The sequence below is a fragment of the Kitasatospora sp. NPDC056651 genome (genome assembly GCF_042792155.1).
Lineage (GTDB): Bacteria > Actinomycetota > Actinomycetes > Streptomycetales > Streptomycetaceae > Kitasatospora.
In genome coordinates, this window is record NZ_JBHTWX010000120.1 from 1 (window position 1) to 21,984 (window position 21,984).

General features: G+C 74.1%; 19 protein-coding genes. 13 read left to right on the forward strand and 6 right to left on the reverse strand.

The window, feature by feature from the left end:
* Positions 1-77: 77 nt before the first annotated feature.
* Positions 78-749 (reverse strand): potassium channel family protein, encoded by a 672-nt coding sequence (locus tag ACFRAR_RS32705; protein ID WP_380702877.1) that lies wholly within the window; start codon positions 747-749, stop codon positions 78-80.
* Positions 749-1,417, reverse strand: a complete 669-nt coding sequence (locus tag ACFRAR_RS32710; protein WP_380702879.1) for a potassium channel family protein — start codon at positions 1,415-1,417, stop codon at positions 749-751. The genes ACFRAR_RS32705 and ACFRAR_RS32710 overlap by 1 nt, the downstream gene beginning before the upstream one ends.
* 248 nt (positions 1,418-1,665) lie before the next feature.
* Between ACFRAR_RS32710 and ACFRAR_RS32715 the strand changes: the two genes are divergently transcribed.
* Both ACFRAR_RS32715 and ACFRAR_RS32720 read left to right on the forward strand, forming a co-directional pair.
* Positions 1,666-3,741 carry an APC family permease gene (locus ACFRAR_RS32715; protein WP_380702881.1) on the forward strand — a complete coding sequence of 692 codons (2,076 nt, stop codon included), beginning with the start codon at positions 1,666-1,668 and terminating at the stop codon, positions 3,739-3,741.
* 422 nt (positions 3,742-4,163) lie between these two features.
* Entirely contained in the window at positions 4,164-5,477 is a 1,314-nt protein-coding gene (locus tag ACFRAR_RS32720) for a class I SAM-dependent RNA methyltransferase (protein WP_380702918.1), read from the forward strand.
* A gap of 80 nt (positions 5,478-5,557) precedes the next feature.
* On the opposite strand, the gene ACFRAR_RS32725 is transcribed toward ACFRAR_RS32720, so the two are convergent.
* On the reverse strand, positions 5,558-5,752 hold the full coding sequence (locus tag ACFRAR_RS32725) for a hypothetical protein (RefSeq protein WP_380702883.1): 195 nt from the start codon (positions 5,750-5,752) through the stop codon (positions 5,558-5,560).
* Between the two features lie 254 nt (positions 5,753-6,006).
* Between ACFRAR_RS32725 and ACFRAR_RS32730 the strand changes: the two genes are divergently transcribed.
* Both ACFRAR_RS32730 and ACFRAR_RS32735 read left to right on the forward strand, forming a co-directional pair.
* A complete protein-coding gene (locus tag ACFRAR_RS32730) occupies positions 6,007-6,243 on the forward strand; it encodes a toxin-antitoxin system HicB family antitoxin (RefSeq protein ID WP_380702886.1) in 237 nt (78 codons plus the stop codon).
* Positions 6,240-6,668 carry a fic family toxin-antitoxin system, toxin component gene (locus ACFRAR_RS32735; RefSeq protein ID WP_380702888.1) on the forward strand — a complete coding sequence of 143 codons (429 nt, stop codon included), beginning with the start codon at positions 6,240-6,242 and terminating at the stop codon, positions 6,666-6,668. The genes ACFRAR_RS32730 and ACFRAR_RS32735 overlap by 4 nt, the downstream gene beginning before the upstream one ends.
* 51 nt (positions 6,669-6,719) lie before the next feature.
* Here ACFRAR_RS32735 and ACFRAR_RS32740 read toward each other — a convergent pair whose 3' ends face one another.
* The gene (locus ACFRAR_RS32740) at positions 6,720-7,595 is read right to left on the reverse strand and encodes a GNAT family N-acetyltransferase (RefSeq protein WP_380702890.1); all 876 of its coding nucleotides are present in this window, start codon (positions 7,593-7,595) and stop codon (positions 6,720-6,722) included.
* A 208-nt stretch (positions 7,596-7,803) separates the two neighbouring features.
* Between ACFRAR_RS32740 and ACFRAR_RS32745 the strand changes: the two genes are divergently transcribed.
* The 6 genes from ACFRAR_RS32745 to ACFRAR_RS32770 all read left to right on the forward strand — a co-directional run bounded on the left by ACFRAR_RS32745 (position 7,804) and on the right by ACFRAR_RS32770 (position 13,461).
* Positions 7,804-8,712: a RimK family alpha-L-glutamate ligase gene (locus ACFRAR_RS32745; RefSeq protein WP_380702892.1), complete on the forward strand. Its 909-nt coding sequence runs from the start codon at positions 7,804-7,806 to the stop codon at positions 8,710-8,712.
* The gene (locus ACFRAR_RS32750; protein WP_380702894.1) at positions 8,709-9,548 is read left to right on the forward strand and encodes a RimK family alpha-L-glutamate ligase; all 840 of its coding nucleotides are present in this window, start codon (positions 8,709-8,711) and stop codon (positions 9,546-9,548) included. The genes ACFRAR_RS32745 and ACFRAR_RS32750 overlap by 4 nt, the downstream gene beginning before the upstream one ends.
* 138 nt (positions 9,549-9,686) lie before the next feature.
* Positions 9,687-10,559 carry a putative RNA methyltransferase gene (locus tag ACFRAR_RS32755; protein ID WP_380702896.1) on the forward strand — a complete coding sequence of 291 codons (873 nt, stop codon included), beginning with the start codon at positions 9,687-9,689 and terminating at the stop codon, positions 10,557-10,559.
* A 102-nt stretch (positions 10,560-10,661) separates the two neighbouring features.
* Complete coding sequence (locus tag ACFRAR_RS32760) at positions 10,662-12,116, forward strand: AAA family ATPase (RefSeq protein ID WP_380702898.1); 1,455 nt, start codon at positions 10,662-10,664, stop codon at positions 12,114-12,116.
* Between the two features lie 8 nt (positions 12,117-12,124).
* Positions 12,125-12,535, forward strand: a complete 411-nt coding sequence (locus ACFRAR_RS32765; protein ID WP_380702920.1) for a nucleotide pyrophosphohydrolase — start codon at positions 12,125-12,127, stop codon at positions 12,533-12,535.
* Positions 12,536-12,711: 176 nt separating this feature from the next.
* On the forward strand, positions 12,712-13,461 hold the full coding sequence (locus ACFRAR_RS32770) for a DUF6099 family protein (protein WP_380702900.1): 750 nt from the start codon (positions 12,712-12,714) through the stop codon (positions 13,459-13,461).
* Here ACFRAR_RS32770 and ACFRAR_RS32775 read toward each other — a convergent pair.
* Positions 13,362-13,643 carry a hypothetical protein gene (locus tag ACFRAR_RS32775; RefSeq protein ID WP_380702902.1) on the reverse strand — a complete coding sequence of 94 codons (282 nt, stop codon included), beginning with the start codon at positions 13,641-13,643 and terminating at the stop codon, positions 13,362-13,364. The genes ACFRAR_RS32770 and ACFRAR_RS32775 overlap by 100 nt on opposite strands.
* 445 nt (positions 13,644-14,088) lie before the next feature.
* On the opposite strand from ACFRAR_RS32775, the gene helR reads away from it, so the two are divergent.
* Entirely contained in the window at positions 14,089-16,245 is a 2,157-nt protein-coding gene (gene helR, locus ACFRAR_RS32780) for an RNA polymerase recycling motor ATPase HelR (protein WP_380702904.1), read from the forward strand.
* 188 nt (positions 16,246-16,433) lie between these two features.
* On the opposite strand, the gene dapD is transcribed toward helR, so the two are convergent.
* On the reverse strand, positions 16,434-17,438 hold the full coding sequence (gene dapD / locus ACFRAR_RS32785) for a 2,3,4,5-tetrahydropyridine-2,6-dicarboxylate N-succinyltransferase (RefSeq protein WP_380702906.1): 1,005 nt from the start codon (positions 17,436-17,438) through the stop codon (positions 16,434-16,436).
* Between the two features lie 146 nt (positions 17,439-17,584).
* Between dapD and ACFRAR_RS32790 the strand changes: the two genes are divergently transcribed.
* Complete coding sequence (locus ACFRAR_RS32790) at positions 17,585-19,306, forward strand: 3' terminal RNA ribose 2'-O-methyltransferase Hen1 (RefSeq protein ID WP_380702922.1); 1,722 nt, start codon at positions 17,585-17,587, stop codon at positions 19,304-19,306.
* Complete coding sequence (locus tag ACFRAR_RS32795; RefSeq protein WP_380702908.1) at positions 19,303-21,981, forward strand: polynucleotide kinase-phosphatase; 2,679 nt, start codon at positions 19,303-19,305, stop codon at positions 21,979-21,981. Before ACFRAR_RS32790 ends, ACFRAR_RS32795 begins: the two co-directional genes overlap by 4 nt.
* Positions 21,982-21,984 lie beyond the last annotated feature (3 nt).

The window sequence follows — 21,984 nt, forward strand, 5'->3', positions numbered from 1 at the left end:
GGACGAGCCACCGCGAGCCACGGCGAAGGGCCCGCACCCCGGCGAGGGGTGCGGGCCCTTCCGCTGGCCGTCAGCGGCTACTGGGCGCCCGAGATGGGCGACAGCAGCTGCTCCAGCTCCTCCTCGCGCTCCTGCGCGGCGACGAAGAGCAGCTCGTCGCCGCCCTCCAGGGTGTCGTCCTTGCCCGGCACCAGCACCCGGCCCTCGCGGATGATGGTCACCAGCGCGGTGTCCTGCGGCCAGGCCACGTCGCCGACCCGGGTGCCGACCAGCTCGGTGTCGGAGGCCAGGGTCAGCTCGACCAGGTTGGCGTTGCCCTGGCTGAAGCGCATCAGGCGGACCAGGTCGCCGACGCTGACCGCCTCCTCGACCAGCGCGGACATCAGACGCGGTGTGGAGACGGCCACGTCCACGCCCCAGGACTCGTTGAAGAGCCACTCGTTCTTGGGGTTGTTCACCCGGGCGACCACCCGCGGCACCGCGTACTCGGTCTTGGCGAGCAGCGAGACGACCAGGTTGACCTTGTCGTCACCGGTCGCGGCGATCACCACGTGGCAGCGCTGCAGCGCCGCCTCGTCCAGCGAGGTGATCTCACAGGCGTCGGCCAGCAGCCACTCCGCCATGGGGACCCGCTCCACCGAGATGGAGTTGGGGTTCTTGTCTATCAGCAGGACCTCGTGGCCGTTCTCCAGCAGCTCGCCCGCGATCGAGCGGCCCACGGCACCGGCCCCGGCAATGGCGACCCGCATCAGTGACCCTCCTCCTTCGGCCCCTGCGCGAACGCGGCCTCGACCGCCGTCAGGTCGGCCCGGCGCAGCATCACGTGCACCAGGTCGCCCTCCTGGACCACCATCTGCGGCGAGGGGAGCACCCCCTCGCCGAGCCGGGTGACGAACGCCACCCGGGCGCCGGAGGCCTCCTCCAGCTTGCCGACCCGGTGTCCGATCCAGCGCGGGTCGTACGCGACCTCGGCCATCTGCACGCCACCGCTCGGGTCCTGCCACAGCGGTTCGGCGCCGCTCGGCAGCAGCCGGCGCAGCATCTGGTCGGCGGTCCAGCGGACCGTCGCCACGGTGGGGATGCCCAGGCGCTGGTAGACCTCGGCGCGGCGGGGGTCGTAGATCCGGGCGGCGACGTTCTCGACGCCGAAGTTCTCCCGGGCCACCCGCGCGGCGATGATGTTGGAGTTGTCACCGCTGGAGACCGCGGCGAAGGCGCCGGCCTCCTCGATGCCCGCCTCGCGCAGGGTGTCCTGGTCGAAGCCGACGCCGGTCACCCGACGCCCGTTGAACCCGGCGCCCAGCCTGCGGAAGGCGGTCGGGTCCTGGTCGACCACGGCCACCGAGTGGCCCTGTTTCTCCAGCGCTCTGGCGAGGGCCGAGCCCACGCGGCCGCAGCCCATGATGACGATGTGCACCGGCGCTTACCTCACCCGTCCCGAAGGGCTCTTGACCTGCGCAAACACCGTTCAACTCCGTTTCCCGCCCGGTCGTCCGGGACGAGGGTCATCGTGGGGGCGCCGGCCCGGCAACGCTCGACAACCAGAGTGTTGCCCGCCGACTCGTATCCGACACGCTAGCCGGTCCGCCGAACACAGTCGCGACGAAGGGGGGGACAAACGGCGGAGCCTTGACCTGGAAGCCCCTACGATTCCTTAACGTGCCTATGCCGACTGACCTTCCGAAACGCATCCTGATCGGGCGTGCCCTACGCAGCGACAAGCTGGGCGAGACACTTCTGCCCAAGCGGATCGCGCTGCCCGTGTTCGCCTCGGACGCGCTCTCCTCGGTCGCGTACGCCCCCGAGGAGATCCTGCTCACCCTCTCCATCGCGGGCGCCTCGGCGATCCACTTCTCCTGGCAGATCGGCGTCGTCGTGGCGATCGTGATGCTCGCCGTGGTCGCGTCGTACCGGCAGAACGTGCACGCCTACCCCAGCGGTGGCGGTGACTACGAGGTCGCGACCGTCAACCACGGGCCGGCCGCCGGCCTGGTGGTCGCCAGCGCGCTAATGGTCGACTACGTGCTCACCGTGGCCGTGTCCACCACCTCGGGCGTCGCCAACGTCGTCTCCGCCGTGCCCGCGCTGCGCGGCCACGAACCGGTCCTGTCGGTGGTCGTGGTCGTCCTGCTGATGGGCATGAACCTGCGCGGCGTCCGTGAGTCCGGAAGCGCCTTCGCCGTCCCCACCTACGCCTTCATGGTCGGCGTGATCGGGATGGTCGGCTACGGGGTGTTCCGGCACTTCGCGCTCGGCCAGGACATGCCCTCCGAGAGCTCCGGCTTCCACCTCGCCGCCACCCCGGGCAACGACTCGCTGGCCGGCTTCGCGATGGTGTTCCTGCTGCTCAAGTCGTTCTCCTCCGGCTGCGCCGCGCTCACCGGTGTGGAGGCGATCTCCAACGGCGTGCCGGCCTTCCGCAAGCCGAAGAGCAAGAACGCCGCCACCACGCTGCTGATGATGGCGAGCGTCGCCGTCGTGATGTTCATGGGCATCATCTGGCTGGCCCGGCTGACCGGTGTCCAGATGGCCGAGAACCCGACCGAGCAGCTGGTCGGAGCCTCGCCGGGCTACCACCAGAAGACCGCGCTGGCCCAGATCAGCGAGGCCGTGTTCAGCAACTTCACGCCCGGTTTCTACTTCGTCGCCGGTGTCACCGGACTGATCCTGGTGCTCGCCGCCAACACCGCCTTCAACGGCTTCCCGGTGCTCGGCTCGATCCTCGCCCAGGACCGCTACCTGCCGCGCCAGTTGCACACCCGCGGCGACCGGCTGGCCTTCTCCAACGGCATCATCCTGCTGGCGATCGCCGCGATCCTGCTGATCCTGGCCTTCGACGCCGACCCGAACCGGCTGATCCAGCTCTACATCGTCGGCGTCTTCGTCGCCTTCAACATGAGCCAGTCCGGCATGATCCGGCACTGGACCCGGCTGCTGCGCACCGAGACCGACCAGGCCAAGCGCCGCCACATGCAGCGCAGCCGGGCGATCAACGCCTTCGGCCTGGTGATGACGATGGCCGTGCTGATCGTCGTCCTGGTCACCAAGATCAGCCACGCCTGGATCGCGATCGCCGCGATGGCCGCGCTGTTCGTGATGATGAAGGGCATCCGGCGCCACTACGACCGGGTCTCCGAGGAGCTCATCGCCGCCGAGGTGCCGGACGACGTGGTGCTGCCCACCCGGGTGCACGCCATCGTGCTGGTCTCCAAGCTGCACAAGCCGGCGCTGCGCGCCCTCGCGTACGCCAGGCTGGCCCGGGCCCACACACTGGAGGCCGTCACGGTCAACGTCGACCCGGAGGACACCGCGGCGCTGCGGCGGGAGTGGGACGAGCGCGGCATCGAGGTGCCGCTGAAGGTGCTGGACTCGCCGTACCGCGAGATCACCGGGCCGGTCCTGGACTACGTGAAGAACCTGCGGCGCAGCAGCCCGCGCGACGTGGTCTCGGTCTACATCCCGGAGTACGTGGTCGGCCACTGGTACGAGCACCTGCTGCACAACCAGAGCGCGCTGCGGCTCAAGGGGCGGCTGCTGTTCAAGCCCGGGGTGATGGTCACCTCGGTGCCGTGGCAGCTGGAGTCCTCGGAACGGCGCAAGCCGCAGAAGGCCTGGTCGGCGCCGGGTGCCGTCCGCCGTGGTGAGCCCCGGGCGCCGAAGGCCGTAAAGTCGAAGGATTCCGTCTCCACCGGTACGAACGCCGGTGACACCCCCGATCGCAGCAAGGACTCCTCCCAGTGACCCGCAACAATCCGTCCCGCTCCTCCGGCGCCTCCGGCAAGGGCGCCCGCCGGGGCGGCTCTCAGCCCGGGAAGGTCTCCCGGCCGCGCTGGGGCCGGCCGACCCGTCCGGAGGCCACCGACCGCGACGGCCTCACCGCGCGCACCGCGCCGATCGTCCCCGGCGAACGGGAGGACCGGGAGCCCGTCGGGCCGGAGTCCGGGAAGGGCACGGGCAGCGCCGCCGGGAAGGCGGCGGGCAAGGGCGCCGGCAAGGGCGCGGGCAAGACCGTCGGGAAGGGTTCCGGCCCGGGTGCGGCGAAGGGGGCCGGCCAGGACGCGTCGAAGGGCGCCGCCGGGGCCGGCCGCAAGGCGCCGCGCAAGCAGGCGGTGCGGCCGCCCAAGGCACTGCGCACCGCCGCCGCCCGGCCGTCGCGGCCCGAGGTGCCGTCCGGCGAGCCGCTGGTCGGGCAGCGCTACGAGGTCGAGGTCGGCCCGGTCGCGCACGGCGGCGGGCACTGCGTGGCCCGCCACGAGGGGCGGGTGCTGTTCGTGCGGCACGCGCTGCCCGGGGAGAAGGTCGTCGCGCTGGTGACCGACGGGACCACCACCTCGCGGTTCCTGCGGGCCGACGCGGTGGAGGTGCTGGAGCCCGCCAAGGACCGGATCGAGGCGCCCTGCCCGTTCGCCGGGCCGGGCAAGTGCGGCGGCTGCGACTGGCAGCACGTCACCCCGGGCGGGCAGCGCAAGCTCAAGGCGGCGGTGCTGACCGAGCAGCTCGCCAAGCTGGCCGGGCTCACCCCGGCCGAGGCGGGCTGGGACGGCAGCGTCGAGCCGGTCGGCGGCAAGCTGCCGGCCGGGCAGGTGCCGGCCTGGCGCACCCGGGTGCAGTACGCGGTGGACGCGGAGACCGGCAAGGTCGGCCTGCGCAAGTACCGCTCGCACGACGTGCAGCAGATCGACCGCTGCCTGATCGCCGCCGAGGGCGTCACCGAGCTGGGCATCGAGGCCCGCGACTGGCCGGGCGTGGCGAGCGTCGAGGCGATCGCCGCGAGCGGCTCCTCGGACCGCCAGGTGGTGCTCACCCCGCGCGAGGGCGCCCAGCTGCCGCTGGTCGAGCTGGACAAGCCGGTGTCGATCGCCCGGATCGACGACCAGGGCGACGTGCACAAGGTGCACGGGCGCGGCTTCGTGCGCGAGCGGGCGGTCGGCCGGACCTGGCGGATCAGCAACGGCGGCTTCTGGCAGATCCACCCGGAGGCGCCGGAGACCCTGGTCGACGCCGTGCTGGACGGCCTGGACCCGCAGTGGGGCGAGAACGCGCTCGACCTGTACTGCGGTGTCGGCCTGTTCGCGGGCGCGCTGGCCGACCGGGTCGGCGAGGACGGCGCGGTGCTCGGCATCGAGTCCGCCAAGCAGGCCGTGGTCGACGCCCGGCACAACCTGGCCGCGCTGGAGAACGTGCGGATCGAGTGCGACCGGGTCGAGACGCTGCTGCCGCGCACCGGCATCACCGCCACCGACCTGATCGTGCTGGACCCGCCGCGCGCGGGCGCCGGCCGCGAGACCGTCGCGCACCTGGTCGGCCTGGAGGCGCGCCGGATCGCGTACGTGGCCTGTGACCCGGCGGCGCTCGCCCGGGACCTGCAGTTCTTCCGCGAGGGCGGCTACCGGCCGGTGTCGCTGCGGGCCTTCGACCTGTTCCCGATGACGCACCACTTCGAGTGCGTGGCGATCCTGGAGCCGGCCGGGGAGTGATCCCGGGCCTTCGGGCACCCGGTACCGCAGGAGGCGGTCACCCGTTCGGGGTGGCCGCCTCCGGTGCGTCCTGGGGCCCGCTACTCGTTGTGCTCCTCCTCGTCGACGCTGTGCGGGAGGTCGATGCCGTGCTGGGCGGCGAGCCGCAGCAGCGCGGCGACCCGGCCCTCGTAGGCCTGGACGCCGTCGGCGTCCCCTTCGGCCCGGGCCGCCGCGAGGTCCCGGCGGGCCTGGTCGAGCTGCTCGCGCAGCTCCTGGTCGAACATGGCTGTCATCTGTGGGCCTCCGCACCAGCCGCTCGGGGAACGCTCGGGGGAGTTTCAGAGTCCCGGACGGTGCGGCACTCTTCAAGTCTCGCTCCGCCGGCGGGGACGGCGGCGGCCGTCGGGGCGGGTCCTCGCGGCGCCGGTCGCGGGTCGGGCCGCGGGCGTGCCGATGACGGCGAGGTTGCGCGGGGGCGTGCGGCAGGTGTGCGGGCGGTGTGTGCGCGCCCTTGTTGTGCTAGCACTTGAGCGCTAGCTTGAACGGCATGGGTAAGAAGCAGCTGAACGTGCGGGTCGACGCCACGACCGCCGAGATGGCCCGGGAGCGGGCGGAGCAGCAGGGGATCAGCATGAACCAGTACATCGAGCGCCTGGTCCAGCAGGACATGGGCGAGTCCGGACGGGCCTTCGTGGACGCTGCCGCGCAGTTCATGAAGGAGTACGAGTCGGCCTTCCTCGCCGAGTTCGGCGAGCCGAACGAGCTCCAGGACGTGCGCCGTTGAAGCTGGAGGTCGACCTCTCGTGGCTGCTCATGACCGCCGAGCAGTACACGCCCGGTGACCCACAGGTCGCCGACTACGGCTCGCTGCTCGCGGCTGTCACCCGCCACCAGGCCGAGATATTCGACATCGCCGTCTATCCCGAACCGCAGGACCGCGCCGCCGCGCTGATGCACCAGCTGATCCGGGTGCCGGCCCTGGAGAAGACCAACGAGCTCTTCGCGACCGCCGTCGCCTACGCCTACCTGGTCGCCAGCGGCTGCACCGTCGCCACCACCGCCCGCGAGGTGCGCAGCCTCTCCCGGGCCATCCGGGAGGGGCGGCTCGGGGTGTCGGGCGTCGCCGAGCGGCTCGCCGCCTGGGTGGTGGACGAGGCGGAGGGGGAGGAGGTCAGCGGGGCGGACGACGAGGACGAGGACGACGACTGACCGCCGCCGTCCCCGTCGGGGCCGCCGTCCCCGTCGGGGCCGGGGTCCGGCTCAGGCCCGAGTCGTGGCGGGCTCTTGGATTCCGGCGGGTTCCGCGATCAGGGCGGTCGCGAAGCCGCGGAAACCCGCCCGGCGGTAGATCCGGGCGACGTCCTCGTCGGAGGCGGACAGGAACACCGTCCGCACGCCGTTCGCCCGGGCGTGCGCGACCAGGGCCGCGGTGACCGCCAGGCCCAGCCCGCGCCGGCGGGCGGACGGGAGCGTGCCCACGCCGACCACCTCGCCGACCGCACCCACCGGGTTGTACTGGCCGGAGCACACCACCGTGCCGGCGTCGAGCGCCGCGGCCTGCGCGGTGAGGCCGTCGGTGATCCGCCGGGCGATCCGCGCCGTCCCTCCCTCGGTCGTCAACTGCGCCACCTTCTCGGCGAGTTCGGCCGCACCCGCCGCGCCGATCGCGGTGCCGGGGGCGTTGAAGGCCAGGTCGGGGACGGCGATCGCCTCGGCCAGCTCGGGCGCGTCCGCCGTCAGCATCCGCACCTCCACGTGCTCCGGCAGCTCGGGCGCCGGGGCCGGCTCGTCCTGCGGGCCCAGCACCAGCAGCGGGTGCTCGTGCACCGTCAGGCCCGCCGCCTCGACGGCCGCCCGCAGCTCGGGGTTCTGCTCGGCGACCCACTCGAAGGCCTCCGGCGCGCCCAGCTCCCGCTGCCGCGCCAGCACCCGGCGGACGTCCTCGGCGGTGGCGGCCGGGCCGGTGTGGCCGAGGGTCGGGCGGGCGTAGTACTGCCAACCGGTGTCGTCCTTGCGGACGAACAGGGTCAGCGGTCCGAAGTCCTCCGTGCGGGCGGCACTGCGCGGCACGGCGTCGTAGTAGCGCTCGATCTCGTCGAGCAGCGGGCTGTCGGGAGCATGATCGTCAGAAGTCACGGCGTGCATCCAAACAGGGGAAGGCCCGCCGGGCCACCCCTTTTCGCCCGCGGTCCGGCCCCCGGCCATGCCCCCGAGCGGCGATTGTTGCCCAACGCTTACCCGCCCGCAGCGATCTTGTGGGGGCGCGGCAGGCATGCTGATGTCTTTACAGCTCCGCCGAGGGGGACGGCGGACGTCTGCACGAGGCGAGGGGGAAGACAGGCCGATGAGGCTCTGCTTTCTGGTGGAGGAACACTACCGGCGCGACGGCATGCCGCTCGATGTGGCACGCCAACTCGCGGAGTGGGGGCACCGGGTGGATGTGCTGCGCCCCGGGGACTCGCTGCTGGCGATATCCGAGGAGGTCCGGGCGGGCAGCCACGACGCCTGGGTGCTCAAGACCGTGTCCGGCGGCCCGGGGCTGACCCTGCTGGAGTCGGCCGCCGCGGTCGGACTCACCACGGTGAACGACGTGCGCTCGATCCGCGGGGTCCGGGACAAGGCGATCGCCGCGGTCATCGGCCGCACCCGGGGGCTGCCCGTTCCGGTGACGTACGCGGCCGCGCGCTGGGAGCGGCTGGCGGAGATCCCGGCGGCCGAGTACCCGCTGGTGGTCAAGCCCGCCGACGGCAGTTCCGGGCGCGCCGTCCGGCTGGTCCGAAGCCCCGGCCAACTGCCGGTGATCGGGCCGGAGCTGGCGGGGGAGGGGTTGCTGATCGCGCAGCCGTACGTGCCCAACTCGGGGACCGACCTCAAGGTGTACTGCGTCGACGGTGAGCTCTTCGCGACGGAGCGCTCCTCACCGCTGCACCCCGGACAGGCGGTGCGCGAACGGCGGGTGCCGCTGCCGGGGAGCGTCGCGCGGATCGTGGCGCAGGTCGGCGAGGTGTTCGGACTGGACCTGTACGGGGTCGACGTGCTGCTCGGGCCGGACGGGCCGGTGGTGGTGGACGTCAACGACTTCCCGAGCTTCCGTCAGGTGCCGGACGCGGTGGCCCGGGTCTCCCGGGCGGTGCTGCGGCTCGCGCGCAGTGGCACGGCCGTCTCGGTGCCCGGTGCGTCGCCCGCCGAGCTGGTGCCCGCGGGCGGCGACCCGTACGCGCAACTCGGCCTTGTTGACGGGGAGTTGACGTGAGGATCGGACTGATCACCGGCAGCCCGGGGCACCCGGTGCTGGCGGCGGCCGCCGAGTCGCTGGTGCGCCAAGGACACGAGGTGGTGGTCGTCCCGCCCGCGGGGCCGGTGGCCGAACTCGCGGACGTCTACCTTCTCAAGGCCAGGACTCCACAGGCGCTCGCGTTGGCAGGGGAGTTGGAGCGCCGGGGGGCGCCGGTGGTCAACTCGGCGGCGGCCACCGGGCTGTGCCAGGACCGGGTGCGGATGGCCGACCTCGCCCGAGCCGCCGGGCTGCCCTTCGCGCGGACCGCCGACGCCGGGCCCCTGGGCGAACTCGACGCCCCGGACTACCCGTTCGTGGTCAAGAGCCGGCACAGCAGGCGGCGCGACCTGGTCGCCCGGGTGGACGGGCCGGACCGGCTGCGGGAACTCGCCGGGCGCTGGCCCGAAGAGCCGGTCGTCACCCAGCCGTTCGTCCCGGGGACGGGCTGGGACCAGAAGCTGTGGGTGGTGGACGGGCAGGTGTTCGCCGCCCGGCGGCAGTCCGAACTCGCCACCGGCACCGGGACGTCGGGGCGGGCGGAGGACTGGGAGCCGCCCGCCGGACGGGCGGCGCTCGCGCTGCGCGTCGGCGAGGTGTTCGGGCTCGACGTGTACGGGGTCGACCTGCTGGACGGGCCCTCGGAGCCGGTCATCGTGGACGTCAACGCCTTCCCCGGGGTGCGCGGCCGGGCGGGAGCGCCGGAGGCGCTCGCGGCGCTGGCGCTGCGGGTCGGGGCCTCCGGGGCCGGGGTCTCCGGGGGCGGGGCCGGCTCCCGGGGCTCGCTGTCGGGCCCGGCAGTGCGCTCGCGGTAGCGGGCCCGCGGTGGTGCGCTCGGGGTAGGGCGCTCGCGGGAGGGCCGACCGGCGGGGTCGGGGCGCCGGGTCCGGCCGGATGGTTAGGCTGGCTGGCGCCCCGACCGGCCGGGGCGTACGGCGAGAGAAGACGGAACCTTGCTCCAGGACATCGAGCGCTACCTGGCCTGCCCGCACTGCGCGCAGGCCCTCACCCGGCACGACCGCAGCCTGCGCTGCCCGGCCGGGCACAGCTTCGACCTCGCCAAGCAGGGCTACGTCAGCCTCCTCGCCGGCGACGCCCACACCGGCACCGGGGACACCGCGGAGATGGTCGCCGCCCGCGCGGACTTCCTCGCCGCCGGACACTATCGGCCGATCGCCGAGGCGCTGGCGGAGGCCGCCCGCGCCGCCGCCTCACCGGCCGCCGCCTCCGCTGCCTCCCCGGCCGCCGGCGAGACCGGGGGCCTGGTCGCCGACCTCGGCGCCGGCACCGGCCACTACCTGGCGCACGTCCTGGACGCGCTGCCCGGCAAGGCCGGCGCCGCCCTCGACATCTCCAAGTACGCGCTGCGCCGTGCCGCCAGGGCCCACCCCCGGATCGGTGCCGTGGTGTGCGACGCCTGGCGCCCGCTGCCGCTGCGGGACGCCTCGGCCGAGTTGATGCTCAACGTCTTCGCCCCGCGCAACGGGCCCGAGATCCGCCGGGTGCTGCGCCCCGGCGGCACCCTGCTGCTGGTCTCGCCGACCGCCCGTCACCTGGGCGAACTCGTCGGCGCGCTGGGGCTGCTGTCGGTGGACGAGGAGAAGCAGCGGCGGATCGACGAGAAGCTCGGACCCCACCTGGAACCCGCGGGGCGGCGGGAGGTCGAGTTCACCCTGCGGCTCGGCCCGCAGGACGTGCGCACCGTCGTCGGGATGGGGCCGAGCGCCTGGCACACCGACCCGCGGCGGCTCGCCGCCGCGCTCGCGGAGCTGCCGGAGCCGGTCGAGGTGACGGCCTCGGTGACGGTGGCCGCGTACCGGCGCTGAGTGCTCCGGCGCCGTCCCCCGGGCGGTGGCGGGCACCACGTTGGGATGAATCTGCCGCGCAGGCACGTTTCTGCCCGTCGGCCTGCGGCTAACGTCCGACGGGTGAACCGCGAAGCCACCAGGCCCGCCGCCCCGGCCCGCCTCCGACCGGGTGCCCCGGGACCCGACCGGCCGCCCGTGCCGCGCCCCACCGTCGAGGAGCTCCGGCTCACCTCGTTCAAGTCCTACCGGCGCGCGGTCCTGCCGCTCGCGCCCCTCACCGTGCTGCACGGGCCGGCCGGGGTCGGCAAGTCCAACGCGCTCGACGCGCTGGCCGTGCTGTCCCGGCTCGCCCTCGGCGAGGAGATCCCGGACTCGCTGGACGGCCTGCCCGGCCGCGCCGGCCCGCTCGCCGTGCCCGTCCGCGGCGGCCTGGACGGGTGCGTCCCGCACGGGCGGGACGCGATCAACCTCGGTTGCACCGTCCGCTCGCCGCACGGCCTGATCCGGCTCGACGCCGTGATCCGCACCGACGGCCCGGTCCGGATCGCACGGGAGACGCTCACCCTCGACGGCCGGACCCTGATGGACACCGCCGAGCAGGACGTCCGCAACCGGCGGGTCAACGTCTGCTGGCACAACGACAGCCGCCAGGGCGACATCCGGGCGCCGTTCCCCAGCGGCACCCTGATCACCGCCCAGCTGCCGCTGCGGGTCGCCGGCTCGTCGGCCGGGGAGTGCCTCGTCCTCGCCGCCACCGAGGACCTGCTCACCGCCCTGCGCGAGGTCTTCCCGCTGCACCCCGTCCCCGCGCTGATGCGCGGCTGGGCCCGGGCCGACCCGCAGGCCCGGCTGCGCGGCAACGCCGCCAACATCTCCGCCGTGATCCACCGGCTGGGCAACGAGTGCCAGCGCCGGTACGGGCAGCTGCTGCGCGCCGTGCAGTCCGCCGCGCCGCACCCGCTGCTCGGGCTGAGGGTGGCCGAGCGCGAGAGCGAGGGCGTGCGGCGGGTCCTCGCGGTCTTCGACGAGGGCGTCCTCGGGCGCACCGGGGCCGACCAGGCCTCCGACGGCATGCTGCGCCACCTCGCCTTCGCCGCGGTGCTGCTGACCGGGGCCGGGGTGCTCGACCTGGACGTGGCCGCCGAGGTGCCCTGGGCGCACCGGCAGCTCATCGTGCTGGCCGAGGACCTGGGCGCCGGGCTCTCCGTCGAGCAGGCCACCACGCTGCTGCGGTTGGCCCGGGACATGGCGGAGCGCCGCCAGCTGCGGGTGATCGCGGCCCTGCAGGAGCCGGCGGCGGCGCGGGAGGCGCTGGGGGAGCCGCTCGGGGGCGGAGCGGTGCTGGTCGAGTGCCGGCGGGATCCGGACTCGGGGTTCACGGTGCTGCGGCCGGAGGCGGCGCGGGTGCCGGCCCAGGGCGGGCACGGTCCGCTGGAGGAGAGCCGTCGGGCGGGGGACGGCGGTGCGGACGGGGTGCCGGGGGACGACGGCGCGGTGCGGGCGGGCGCGGGTCCGGCCGGGGCCCGGGCGGGCGGTGGGGCGGCGGGCCGGGATGCGGTAGACCTGGAGGGGTGAACGAACGAGTGACGGGGCCGGCGGAGCCCACCGTGGAGGCCTTGCGGCAGCGGTTGGCGGACTTCGCGGCGGCCCGGCGGTGGGAGCCCTTCCACACGCCCAAGAACCTGGCGGCGGCGTTGAGCGTGGAGGCGGGGGAGCTGCTGGAGATCTTCCAGTGGCTGACGCCCGAGCAGGCGGCCGCGGTGATGTCCGAGCCGGAACGCGCGCACCGGGTGCGCGACGAGGTCGCGGACGTGCTGGCGTACCTGCTGCAGTTCTGCACGGTGGTCGGGGTGGATCCGCTGGGGGCGCTGGCGGCCAAGATCGAGCGCAACGAGCTCCGCTTCCCGGTGCCGACGGACGCGACGGGGGTCGGAGAGAAGGCGGTCGGCGCCCCTGAACATGTGACTGGCGTCAACTCGGACGTGGGCGAATAGCCCTTGTGAGGGACGGAAGTTATCCACACCCCCGGAGTTGTCCACAGGTTCTGACAACGTGGATGCGGTCTCGCGCTCTTCCTCGCACGCTCTTGTCGTGACCAGCCGTCACCGCCCGGCCGCCCCTCCCGGCGGCCGGGCGGCGACGGCGACAGCGAGCGAGAGGAGCGGTGGCCATGGAGGCGCTGCGACTGATCAAGACGGCCCGGCACGCCCTGGCCGAGGCCAGGCACGTGCCGGACGTGTTGGCCGAGGCGCGGCAGGCCGCGCTGCTCACCGAGGCGGTGGGCGCCAGTCTGGCGGAGTCGGAGGACGAGCAGCTCACGGGTCTCGGCCAGCAGCTGTCCGAGGCCGGGGCGCACGCGGCGGTCTGCCTGGACCGCTCCGTCGTCCGGGCCGCCCTGGTGAGCGGCGGCCGGGCGGCGCGGCTCACCGAACTCGGGGACGTGCTGCCGGCCCTGGGGGCGCTGGACGGGCTGCTCCAGGAGGTCGGCGAGACGCTGGTGGTGCTGGCCTGCGGAGCGGACACCGAGAGCCTCTACTGGACGTGCATCGACGGTGTGGACGCGGTCTCGGAGTGCAAGGACCTGACCGGGCGGCTTCGCGTGGCGGCGGTCCGGGCCGAGGAGGAGGAGTCCGTGGCACTCGGCGGATCGGCGCCGGAGCGGGCGGGGAGCACGGTGGCGCCGTTACTGCTGGTCCGGCTCGCCCCACCGGGCGAAACCGGTCCACCCCCCGGTGGGGCCCGGCCCTGCGGCGGAGCTCCGCCGGGCGGCAGCGGCCCGCCCGACGGGGGCGGGCCTGCCGAGGCGGAACGGACCGCTGGCTACCGGGTGCCGGGCGCCTCCGGGGCTCCGGAGGCGTCGGAGGCGTCGGAGGCCCCGGAGAGGTCGGACGCGCCGGAGGTGTCGGTGCCGGTCGGGTAGGCGGCGGAGCCGGCGTCCCGGGGGCTGGTGCCCTGGAGCTCGGCGAGGTCCGCGGAGACGGAGGCGAGCAGTTCCTGCATCTGCTCCAGCAGGCTCTTGGGAGTGGCGGGTCCGGCCGAGGTGCCGTCGGCCGAGCCCGTCGGGCTACTCGGGAACTGCGGCGTGGCAGATGGTTCGGACATGACGGAACCTCTTCGGATCGCTGGTGCGGTGTGGAGCGGCCGACGGTGGCTCGGACCGCACGGCGGGAGGCGGCAGTTGCCCGCCACCGGGGCATCCACCTCCGCCGTAGCACCCAACGAACCGTCCCGGAGGCCGTCACCCGGACACCACTCGATGCGGTCCAACTCCGCTGCGCGGTAAGCCTCCCGGGTGAGCCCGGGTTGCCGTCACGGGGCCGCCTCGGCTAGGCCCTCTCCTCCGGATCCCGCCGGTCGCGCGGTGTGCTCGGGGTCGCGGAGGAGGGCATGGTCGAACACGCCCGAGGAGGCACGAGAAGAGGAGCGGAGGAAGGAACAAGAGGGAGAACCCACCCCTTGCCACTCTCAACGTATAGCGCATGGGGGGTCTTGCGGCAAGGCCCCCGTGGTGGCGCACAATCGCAGGCCTCAGATCGGAGCTGATGCCATGAACCGCCAGTCCACCAGCGCATTCGACCTCCCCGGCCGCCTCGCCGCCAAGGCCGATCCGACACTGATCGGCGAGGACGAACGGCACTTCGCGGCCATCGCGGAGAGCCTGGAGCAGTCGATCGCCGAGCTGTTGGACCGCCTCGACGCGCTGCGCCGCGCGCCGGGCGGCCTCGGCCGGGAGGCGATGGACCGGGACATCGAGGTGCACAGGCTGACCGGTCGGCTGCGCGCCCTGCGGCGCTTCGGCCTGGACCTGTGCCTCGGGCGGGTCGTTCGCGCGCACGACCCGGAGCCGGTGTACATCGGGCGGCTCGGCCTCACCGACAGTGAGGGGAACCGGCTGCTGGTCGACTGGCGCTCGCCCGCGGCCGAGCCGTTCTTCGCGGCCACCCACGCCGACCCGATGGGCCTGGCGAGCCGGCGCAGGTACCGCTGGACGGGAGGCCGGATCGGTGACTACTGGGACGAGGTGTTCACCGCCGAGGGCCTGGAGGGGCATGCCGCGCTGGACGACCAGTCCGCGTTCATCGCGAGCCTGGGCGGCAACCGGTCGGCCCGGATGCGGGACGTGCTGGCCACCATCCAGGCCGACCAGGACGCCGTCATCCGGGCCGGCTCCCGGGGCGCCCTGGTGGTCGACGGCGGCCCGGGCACCGGCAAGACCGTCGTCGCGCTGCACCGCTCCGCGTACCTGCTCTACTCCGATCCCCGGCTCGGCCACCGGCGCGGCGGCGTGCTGTTCGTCGGTCCGCACCAGCCCTACCTGGCCTACGTCGCCGACGTCCTGCCCAGCCTCGGCGAGGAGGGGGTGCGCACCTGCACCGTGCGGGACCTCGTCGCCGAGGGGGCGCAGGCCGGGCCCGAGGCCGACCCGGAGGTGGCCCGGCTGAAGTCCTCGGCCGAGCTGGTGAAGGCGGTCGAGAAGGCCGTCCGGTTCTACGAGGAGCCGCCCACCGAGGGCATGGAGGTCACCACTCACTGGGCCGACCTCTGGCTGAGCGCCGAGGACTGGTCCGACGCGTTCGACGCACCGGACCCGGGCACCCCGCACAACGAGGCCCGCGAGCAGATCTGGGAGGAGCTGGCCACGATCCTGATGGACAAGCTGGACGACGCCGAGGGGGTCTCGCCCGAGTTGTTCCGCCGGTCGCTGCGGCAGGACCGCGAGCTGGCCGGGACGCTCAACCGGGCCTGGCCGCTGCTCGACCCGGCCGAGCTGGTCGGCGACCTCTGGTCGGTGCCCGCGTACCTGCGGATGTGCGCGCCCTGGCTCGGACCGGAGGAGGTCCGCACGCTCCGGCGCGAGGCCGAGCCCCAGGCCTGGACGGTGTCCGACCTGCCGTTCCTGGACGCCGCCCGGCAGCGGCTCGGCGATCCGGAGGCGGACCGGCGCCGGCTCCGGCGGGAGGCCGCAGTCGCCGCCGAGCGCGCCCGCATGGCCGACGTCATCGGCGACCTGCTCCAGGCCGACGACGACGGCGAGGGCGCGGTGACGATGCTGCGCGGGCGCGACCTCCAGGACACCCTGGTCGACGAGACGGTCCTGCCCGTCGCCGATCCGGAGCCGCTCGCCGGGCCGTTCGCGCACATCGTGGTGGACGAGGCCCAGGAGCTGACCGACGCGGACTGGCAGATGCTGCTGCTGCGCTGCCCGTCCCGGAGCTTCACCATCGTCGGGGACCGGGCGCAGGCCAGGCACGGTTTCACGGAGTCCTGGCAGGAGCGCCTGGAGCGGATCGGGCTCGACCGGACCACGGTGGCCTCGCTGAACATCAACTACCGGACACCGGAGGAGGTCATGGCCGAGGCCGAGCCGGCGATCCGGGCCGCGCTGCCCGACGCCAACGTGCCGACCTCGGTGCGCAGCAGCGGCATCCCGGTCGCGCACGGGACGGTGGTGGAGCTGGACGCCGTCCTGGACGGCTGGCTCGCCGAGAACGCCGAGGGGACGGTCTGCGTCATCGGCGCCCCCGGTTTCGAGGCCCGGCCCCGGGTCCGGTCGCTGACCCCGGAGCTGTCCAAGGGCCTCGAGTTCGACCTGGTCGTCCTGGTCGACCCGGAGGCGTTCGGCGGGGGCATCGAGGGAGCCGTCGACCGGTACGTCGCGATGACCAGGGCGACCCAGCGGCTGGTGGTCCTCAGGAGTTCCTGACGAAGGCGCGGCGCAGGGAACAGCGCAGGGAACAGCGCAGGGAACGGTGCAGGGAACGGCGTACGGAAGGAGGGAACGAAGGACGGAGAACGGCCCGAGTGGTCCGCACTCGCCCCCGAACCGCCCCCAGGCAGCGAGCGGGGCCCGGCGCCACCCGGCGCCGGACCCCGACGGTCACTGCCCGCAGGTCAGTTGTGGGCGTGCAGGTCGGCGTTCAGACCGCCCCAGGAGCCGGAGCGGGCGATGACCTCGACCGCGCCGCTCTGCGAGTTGCGGCGGAACAGCAGGTTGTCCTGGCCGGACAGCTCGACGGCCTTCGCCACCGTGCCGTCCGGGGTGGTGACCCGGGTGCCGGCGGTGACGTACAGGCCGGCCTCGACCACGCAGTCGCTGCCGAGCGAGATGCCGATGCCCGCGTTGGCGCCGAGCAGGCAGCGCTCGCCGACCGCGACGACCTGCTTGCCGCCGCCGGACAGGGTGCCCATGATCGAGGCGCCGCCGCCGATGTCGCTGTGGTCGCCGACGACGACGCCCGCGCTGATCCGGCCCTCGACCATGGAGGTGCCCAGCGTGCCGGCGTTGAAGTTGACGAAGCCCTCGTGCATCACGGTGGTGCCGGCGGCCAGGTGGGCGCCGAGCCGGACGCGGTCGGCGTGGGCGATGCGCACGCCGGTCGGGGCGACGTAGTCGGTCATTCGCGGGAACTTGTCGATCCCGTACACGGCCAGCTGGCCGCCCTGGGCGCGCACGGCCAGGCGGGCCTGCTCGACCTTGTCCACCGGGACGGGGCCGATGCTGGTCCACGCGACGTTGGCCAGCAGCCCGAAGATGCCGTCCAGGTTCTGGCCGTGCGGCTTGACCAGGCGGTGGCTGAGCAGGTGCAGGCGCAGGTACACGTCGTGGGTGTCGAGCGGCTTCTCGTCCAGCGAGGCGATGGTGGTGCGCACGGCGACCACCTCGACGCCACGGCGGGCGTCGACGCGCAGCGCCTCGGCCGCGCCGGCCCCGAGCTCGGCCTCGGCCTGCTCGGCGGTCAGCCGGACGGTGCCGGCCGGGCCGGGCTCGGCGGCCAGCGCGGGGGCGGGGAACCAGGTGTCGAGGACGGTGCCGTCGGCGGCGATGGTGGCCAGACCGGCGGCCACGGCGCCGGTCGCCGGGGAGGTGGATTCGAGCGAGGTGGATTCAGCAGTCACACCGTGCACGTTAACCAATGCCGGGCCCCGGTGCCGAACACGCCCACCGGACGGACACGGCCGGCGGACCCGCTGGTCGGCGCCCCGCGGGGCGGGAAAACCCGGTGCCCGACGTCCGGCACTGGGCAATACTTCAGCGGGTGTTCATGTCGATCTCCACCACCGGCAGCGCCGAGAGCCCGGCCACGGATCTCGGGTTCCTGCTGCACAAGCACCCCGGCAAGGTCCAGCGGTTCACCACGTCGCACGGCGAGGCCCATGTCTTCTACCCGGAGGCGGGGGACGAGGTGTGCACGGCGGCGCTGCTGCTGGACGTCGACCCGATCGCGCTGGTCCGCAAGGGCCGGGGCGACGGCAAGGGACGCGGCGGCTCGCCCGACTTCGCGCTCGCCCAGTACGTCAACGACCGCCCGTACGCCGCGTCCTCGCTGCTCGCGGTGGCGCTGCGCACGGTGTTCCGGTCCGCGATGAAGGGTGCCTGCCCGGCCCGTCCCGAACTGCCCGGCCAGGCTCGCCCGCTGCGGATCGAGCTGCCCGCCGTGCCCGCCAACGGCGCGGGCGAGGGCGGCGGCCCGGCACTGGTGGCCCGGCTGTTCGAGCCACTGGGCTGGCAGGTCGAGGCGACGGCGATCCCCTTGGACGAGTCGTTCCCGGAGTGGGGCGAGTCCCGGTACGTGCGGATCGCGCTCTCCTCCGGGACGGTCCGGCTCGCCGAGGCACTCCAGCAGCTGTACGTGCTGCTGCCGGTGCTGGACGGGGCCAAGCACTACTGGGTCGCCCCGGACGAGGTGGACAAGCTGCTCGCCGCAGGTCAGGGCTGGCTGGCCGCCCACCCGGAGCGCGCCCTGATCGCCGGTCGCTACCTGTCCCGGCGCTGGTCGCTGACCCGGGCCGCGATGGAGCGGCTGGAGCTGGCCCGGCTGGCGGAGGCGGACGACCGCGAGGTCGAGGAGATCGACAACGCGGTCGACGACCGGCCGGAGGAGGAGACCCAGGCGTCGCGGGAACAAGCCCAGACCCTGGAACAAGCCCAGACCCTGGAACAAGCCCAGACCCTGGAACAAGCCCAGACCCTGGAACAAGCCCAGACCCGGGAACAGGCTCGGAATCGGGACCAGGCTCAGGCTCAGGACGCGCAGCAGGAACGGGAGCCCCGGCAGCCCTCGCTCGCCGAGCAGCGCCGCGCCGCGATCCTCGCCGCGCTGCGCGAGACCGGCGCCGCCCGCGTCGCCGATCTCGGCTGCGGCCAGGGCGAGTTGATCGGCGAGCTGCTCAAGGACGCCCGGTTCACCGGGATCCTCGGGCTGGACGTCTCGGTCAGGGCGCTGCGCGCGGCGGGCCGTAAGCTGGGTCTGGAGCGGCTGCCGGAGCGTCAGGCGGCCCGGGTGTCACTGGCCCAGGGTGCGCTCACCTACACCGACGTCCGGCTGAAGGGCTTCGACGCGGCGGTGCTGTGCGAGGTGATCGAGCACCTGGACCTGCCCCGGCTGCCCGCGCTGGAGTACGCGGTGTTCGGCGCGGCCCGGCCGAGGGCGGTCGTGGTCACCACGCCGAACGCCGAGTACAACGTCCGCTGGGAGAACCTGCCGGCGGGCACCGTCCGGCACGCCGACCACCGCTTCGAGTGGTCCCGGGCCGAGTTCCGCGCCTGGGCCGAGAAGGTCGCCGCCGCGTACGGCTACGCCGTCGAGCTGCGCCCGGTCGGCCCGCTGGACGAGGAGGTCGGCGCACCGACCCAACTGGCCCTGTTCACCACCGCCCCGGCCCCGAGCACGACCCCGGCCCCGAGCACGACCCCGACCCCGGCACCGGGCACGACCCCCGGCCCCACCCCGTCCGCGACGCCCGAAGGAGGCGAGCCCCGATGACCGACGAGACGACCGACAGCCCTGACGAGAGCCAGGAGCAGGACCAGGACCAGGACCAGACGGAGAGCACCACCTCCCGCCGCCTTCCCGTCACCGACGTCTCCCTCGTCGTCCTGATCGGCACCAGCGGCGCGGGCAAGTCCACCTTCGCCCGCCGCCACTTCCTGCCCACCCAGGTGGTCTCCTCGGACTTCTGCCGCGGCCTGGTCGCCGACGACGAGAACGACCAGTCGGCCTCCGCCGACGCCTTCGATGTCCTGCACCACATCGTCGGCAAGCGACTGGCGGCCGGCCGGCTGACCGTCGTGGACGCCACCAACGTCCAGCCCGAGGGCCGCCGGCAGCTGGTCGCGATCGCCCGCGAGCACGACGTGCTGCCGATCGCGATCGTCCTGGACCTCCCGCCGGGGGTGTGTGCCGAGCGCAACCGCTCCCGCCCGGACCGGCAGCTGCCCGCCCACGTCGTCCCGCGCCAGCACCGCGAGCTTCGCCGCTCGCTGCGCGGCCTGGAACGCGAGGGCTTCCGCAAGGTGCACGTCCTGCGCGGCGAGGCCGAGGTCGCGGCCGCGGAGATCGAGCTGGAGAAGCGCTACAACGACCTGCGTCACCTCACCGGCCCGTTCGACATCGTCGGAGACATCCACGGCTGCCGCTCCGAGCTGGAGACCCTGCTGACCCGGCTCGGCTACACCCTCACCCGGGACGCCGAGGGCCGCCCGGTGGACGCCGCCCACCCCGAGGGCCGCACCGCCGTCTTCGTCGGCGACCTGGTCGACCGCGGCCCCGACACCCCGGGCGTGCTGCGCCTGGTGATGGGCATGGTGGCGGCGGGTCACGCGCTCTGCGTGCCGGGCAACCACGAGAACAAGCTCGGCCGGGCGATGGACGGCAGGAAGGTCACCGTCGCCTACGGGCTGCAGGAGTCGCTGGACCAGCTGGCCGGGGAGAGCGAGGAGTTCCGCGCCGAGGTCCGCGCCTTCATGCGCGGCCTGGTCAGCCACTACCTGCTGGACGGCGGCGCCCTGGTGGTCTGCCACGCGGGCCTGCCGGAGAGGTACCACGGCCGCAACTCCGGCCGGGTCCGCTCGCACGCGCTGTACGGGGAGACCACTGGTGAGACCGACGAGTACGGCCTGCCGGTGCGCTACCCGTGGGCGGAGGAGTACCGGGGCCGGGCGCTGGTGGTCTACGGCCACACCCCGGTGCCGGTCGCGAGCTTCGTCAACAACACCATCTGCCTGGACACCGGCTGCGTCTTCGGCGGCAGCCTGACCGCGCTGCGCTACCCGGAGCGCGAGCTGGTGAGCGTCGGGGCCGAGCGCGAGTGGTACGCCCCGGTGCGTCCGTTGGTCAGCGACGCGCCGGGCGCCCGGGAGGGCCGTCCGCTGGACCTGGCCGACGTGGCCGGGCGCCGGATCGTCGAGACCGGGCTGCACGGGCGGGTCGCCGTCCGGGAGGAGAACGCGGCGGCCGCACTGGAGGTGATGAGCCGCTTCGCGTTGGACCCGCGACTGCTCGCCTACCTGCCGCCGACCATGGCGCCGAGCGCCACCTCCCGCCGGGACGGCTACCTGGAGCACCCGGAGGAGGCCTTCCTCGGCTACCGCGCGGACGGTGTGCGGCACCTGGTCTGCGAGGAGAAGCACATGGGCTCGCGCGCGGTGCTGCTGGTCGCCCGGGAGGGGGCCGCGCTGGAGCGCCGCTTCGGGGTGGCCGGGCCCGGCGCGATCTGGACCCGGACCGGCCGCGCCTTCCTCACCGACGAGGAGCTGACCGGTGCCGTGCTCGACCGGGTCCGGGAGGCCGCCGAGCGGGCCGGACTGTTCGAGGAGCTGGCCTCCGACTGGCTGCTGCTGGACGCCGAGCTGATGCCCTGGTCGCTGAAGGCGGTGGAACTGCTGCGCCGCCAGTACGCGGCGGTCGGCGCGGCGGCGGGTGCCGCCCTGCCGGAGGTGCTGTCCGCGCTGGAGCGGGCGGCCGGGCGCGGCCTGGACCTGGCGCACCTGACCTCCCGGCAGCGGCAGCGGGCGGCCGACGCGCAGGCGTTCACCGAGGCGTACCGGCGCTACTGCTGGCCGACCGAGGGCCTGTCGGGCATCCGGCTCGCGCCGTTCCAGCTGCTGGCCGCCGAGGGGGCGAACCTCGCGGTGCGCCCGCACGACGAGCACCTGGCCTGGATCGACCGCCTCGTGGACGCCGACGCGACGGACCTCACCGCGGGGGCGGCCGCCGGCCGGGCCGGCCGCGAGGAGCCGGTGCTGCACCGCACCCGCCGGGTCCTGGTGGACACCGAGGACGAGGCCTCGATGGCCGCCGCCACCGAGTGGTGGGAGGAGCTGACCGGAGCGGGCGGCGAGGGCATGGTGGTCAAGCCGCTGGCCTCGCTGGTGCGCACCGCGCGCGGCGAGGGCCGCCCGGGCGGTCTGGTGCAGCCCGGGGTGAAGGTGCGCGGCCGGGAGTACCTGCGGATCATCTACGGCCCGGACTACACCGAGCACCTCGACCGGCTGCGTCTGCGCGCGCTGGGCCACAAGCGTTCGCTGGCGCTGCGCGAGTACGCGCTGGGCATGGAGGCGCTGGACCGGCTGGCGGCGGGGGAGCCGCTGTGGCGGGTGCACGAGCCGGTCTTCGCGGTGCTCGCGCTGGAGTCGGAGCCGGTCGACCCGCGGCTGTAGTGG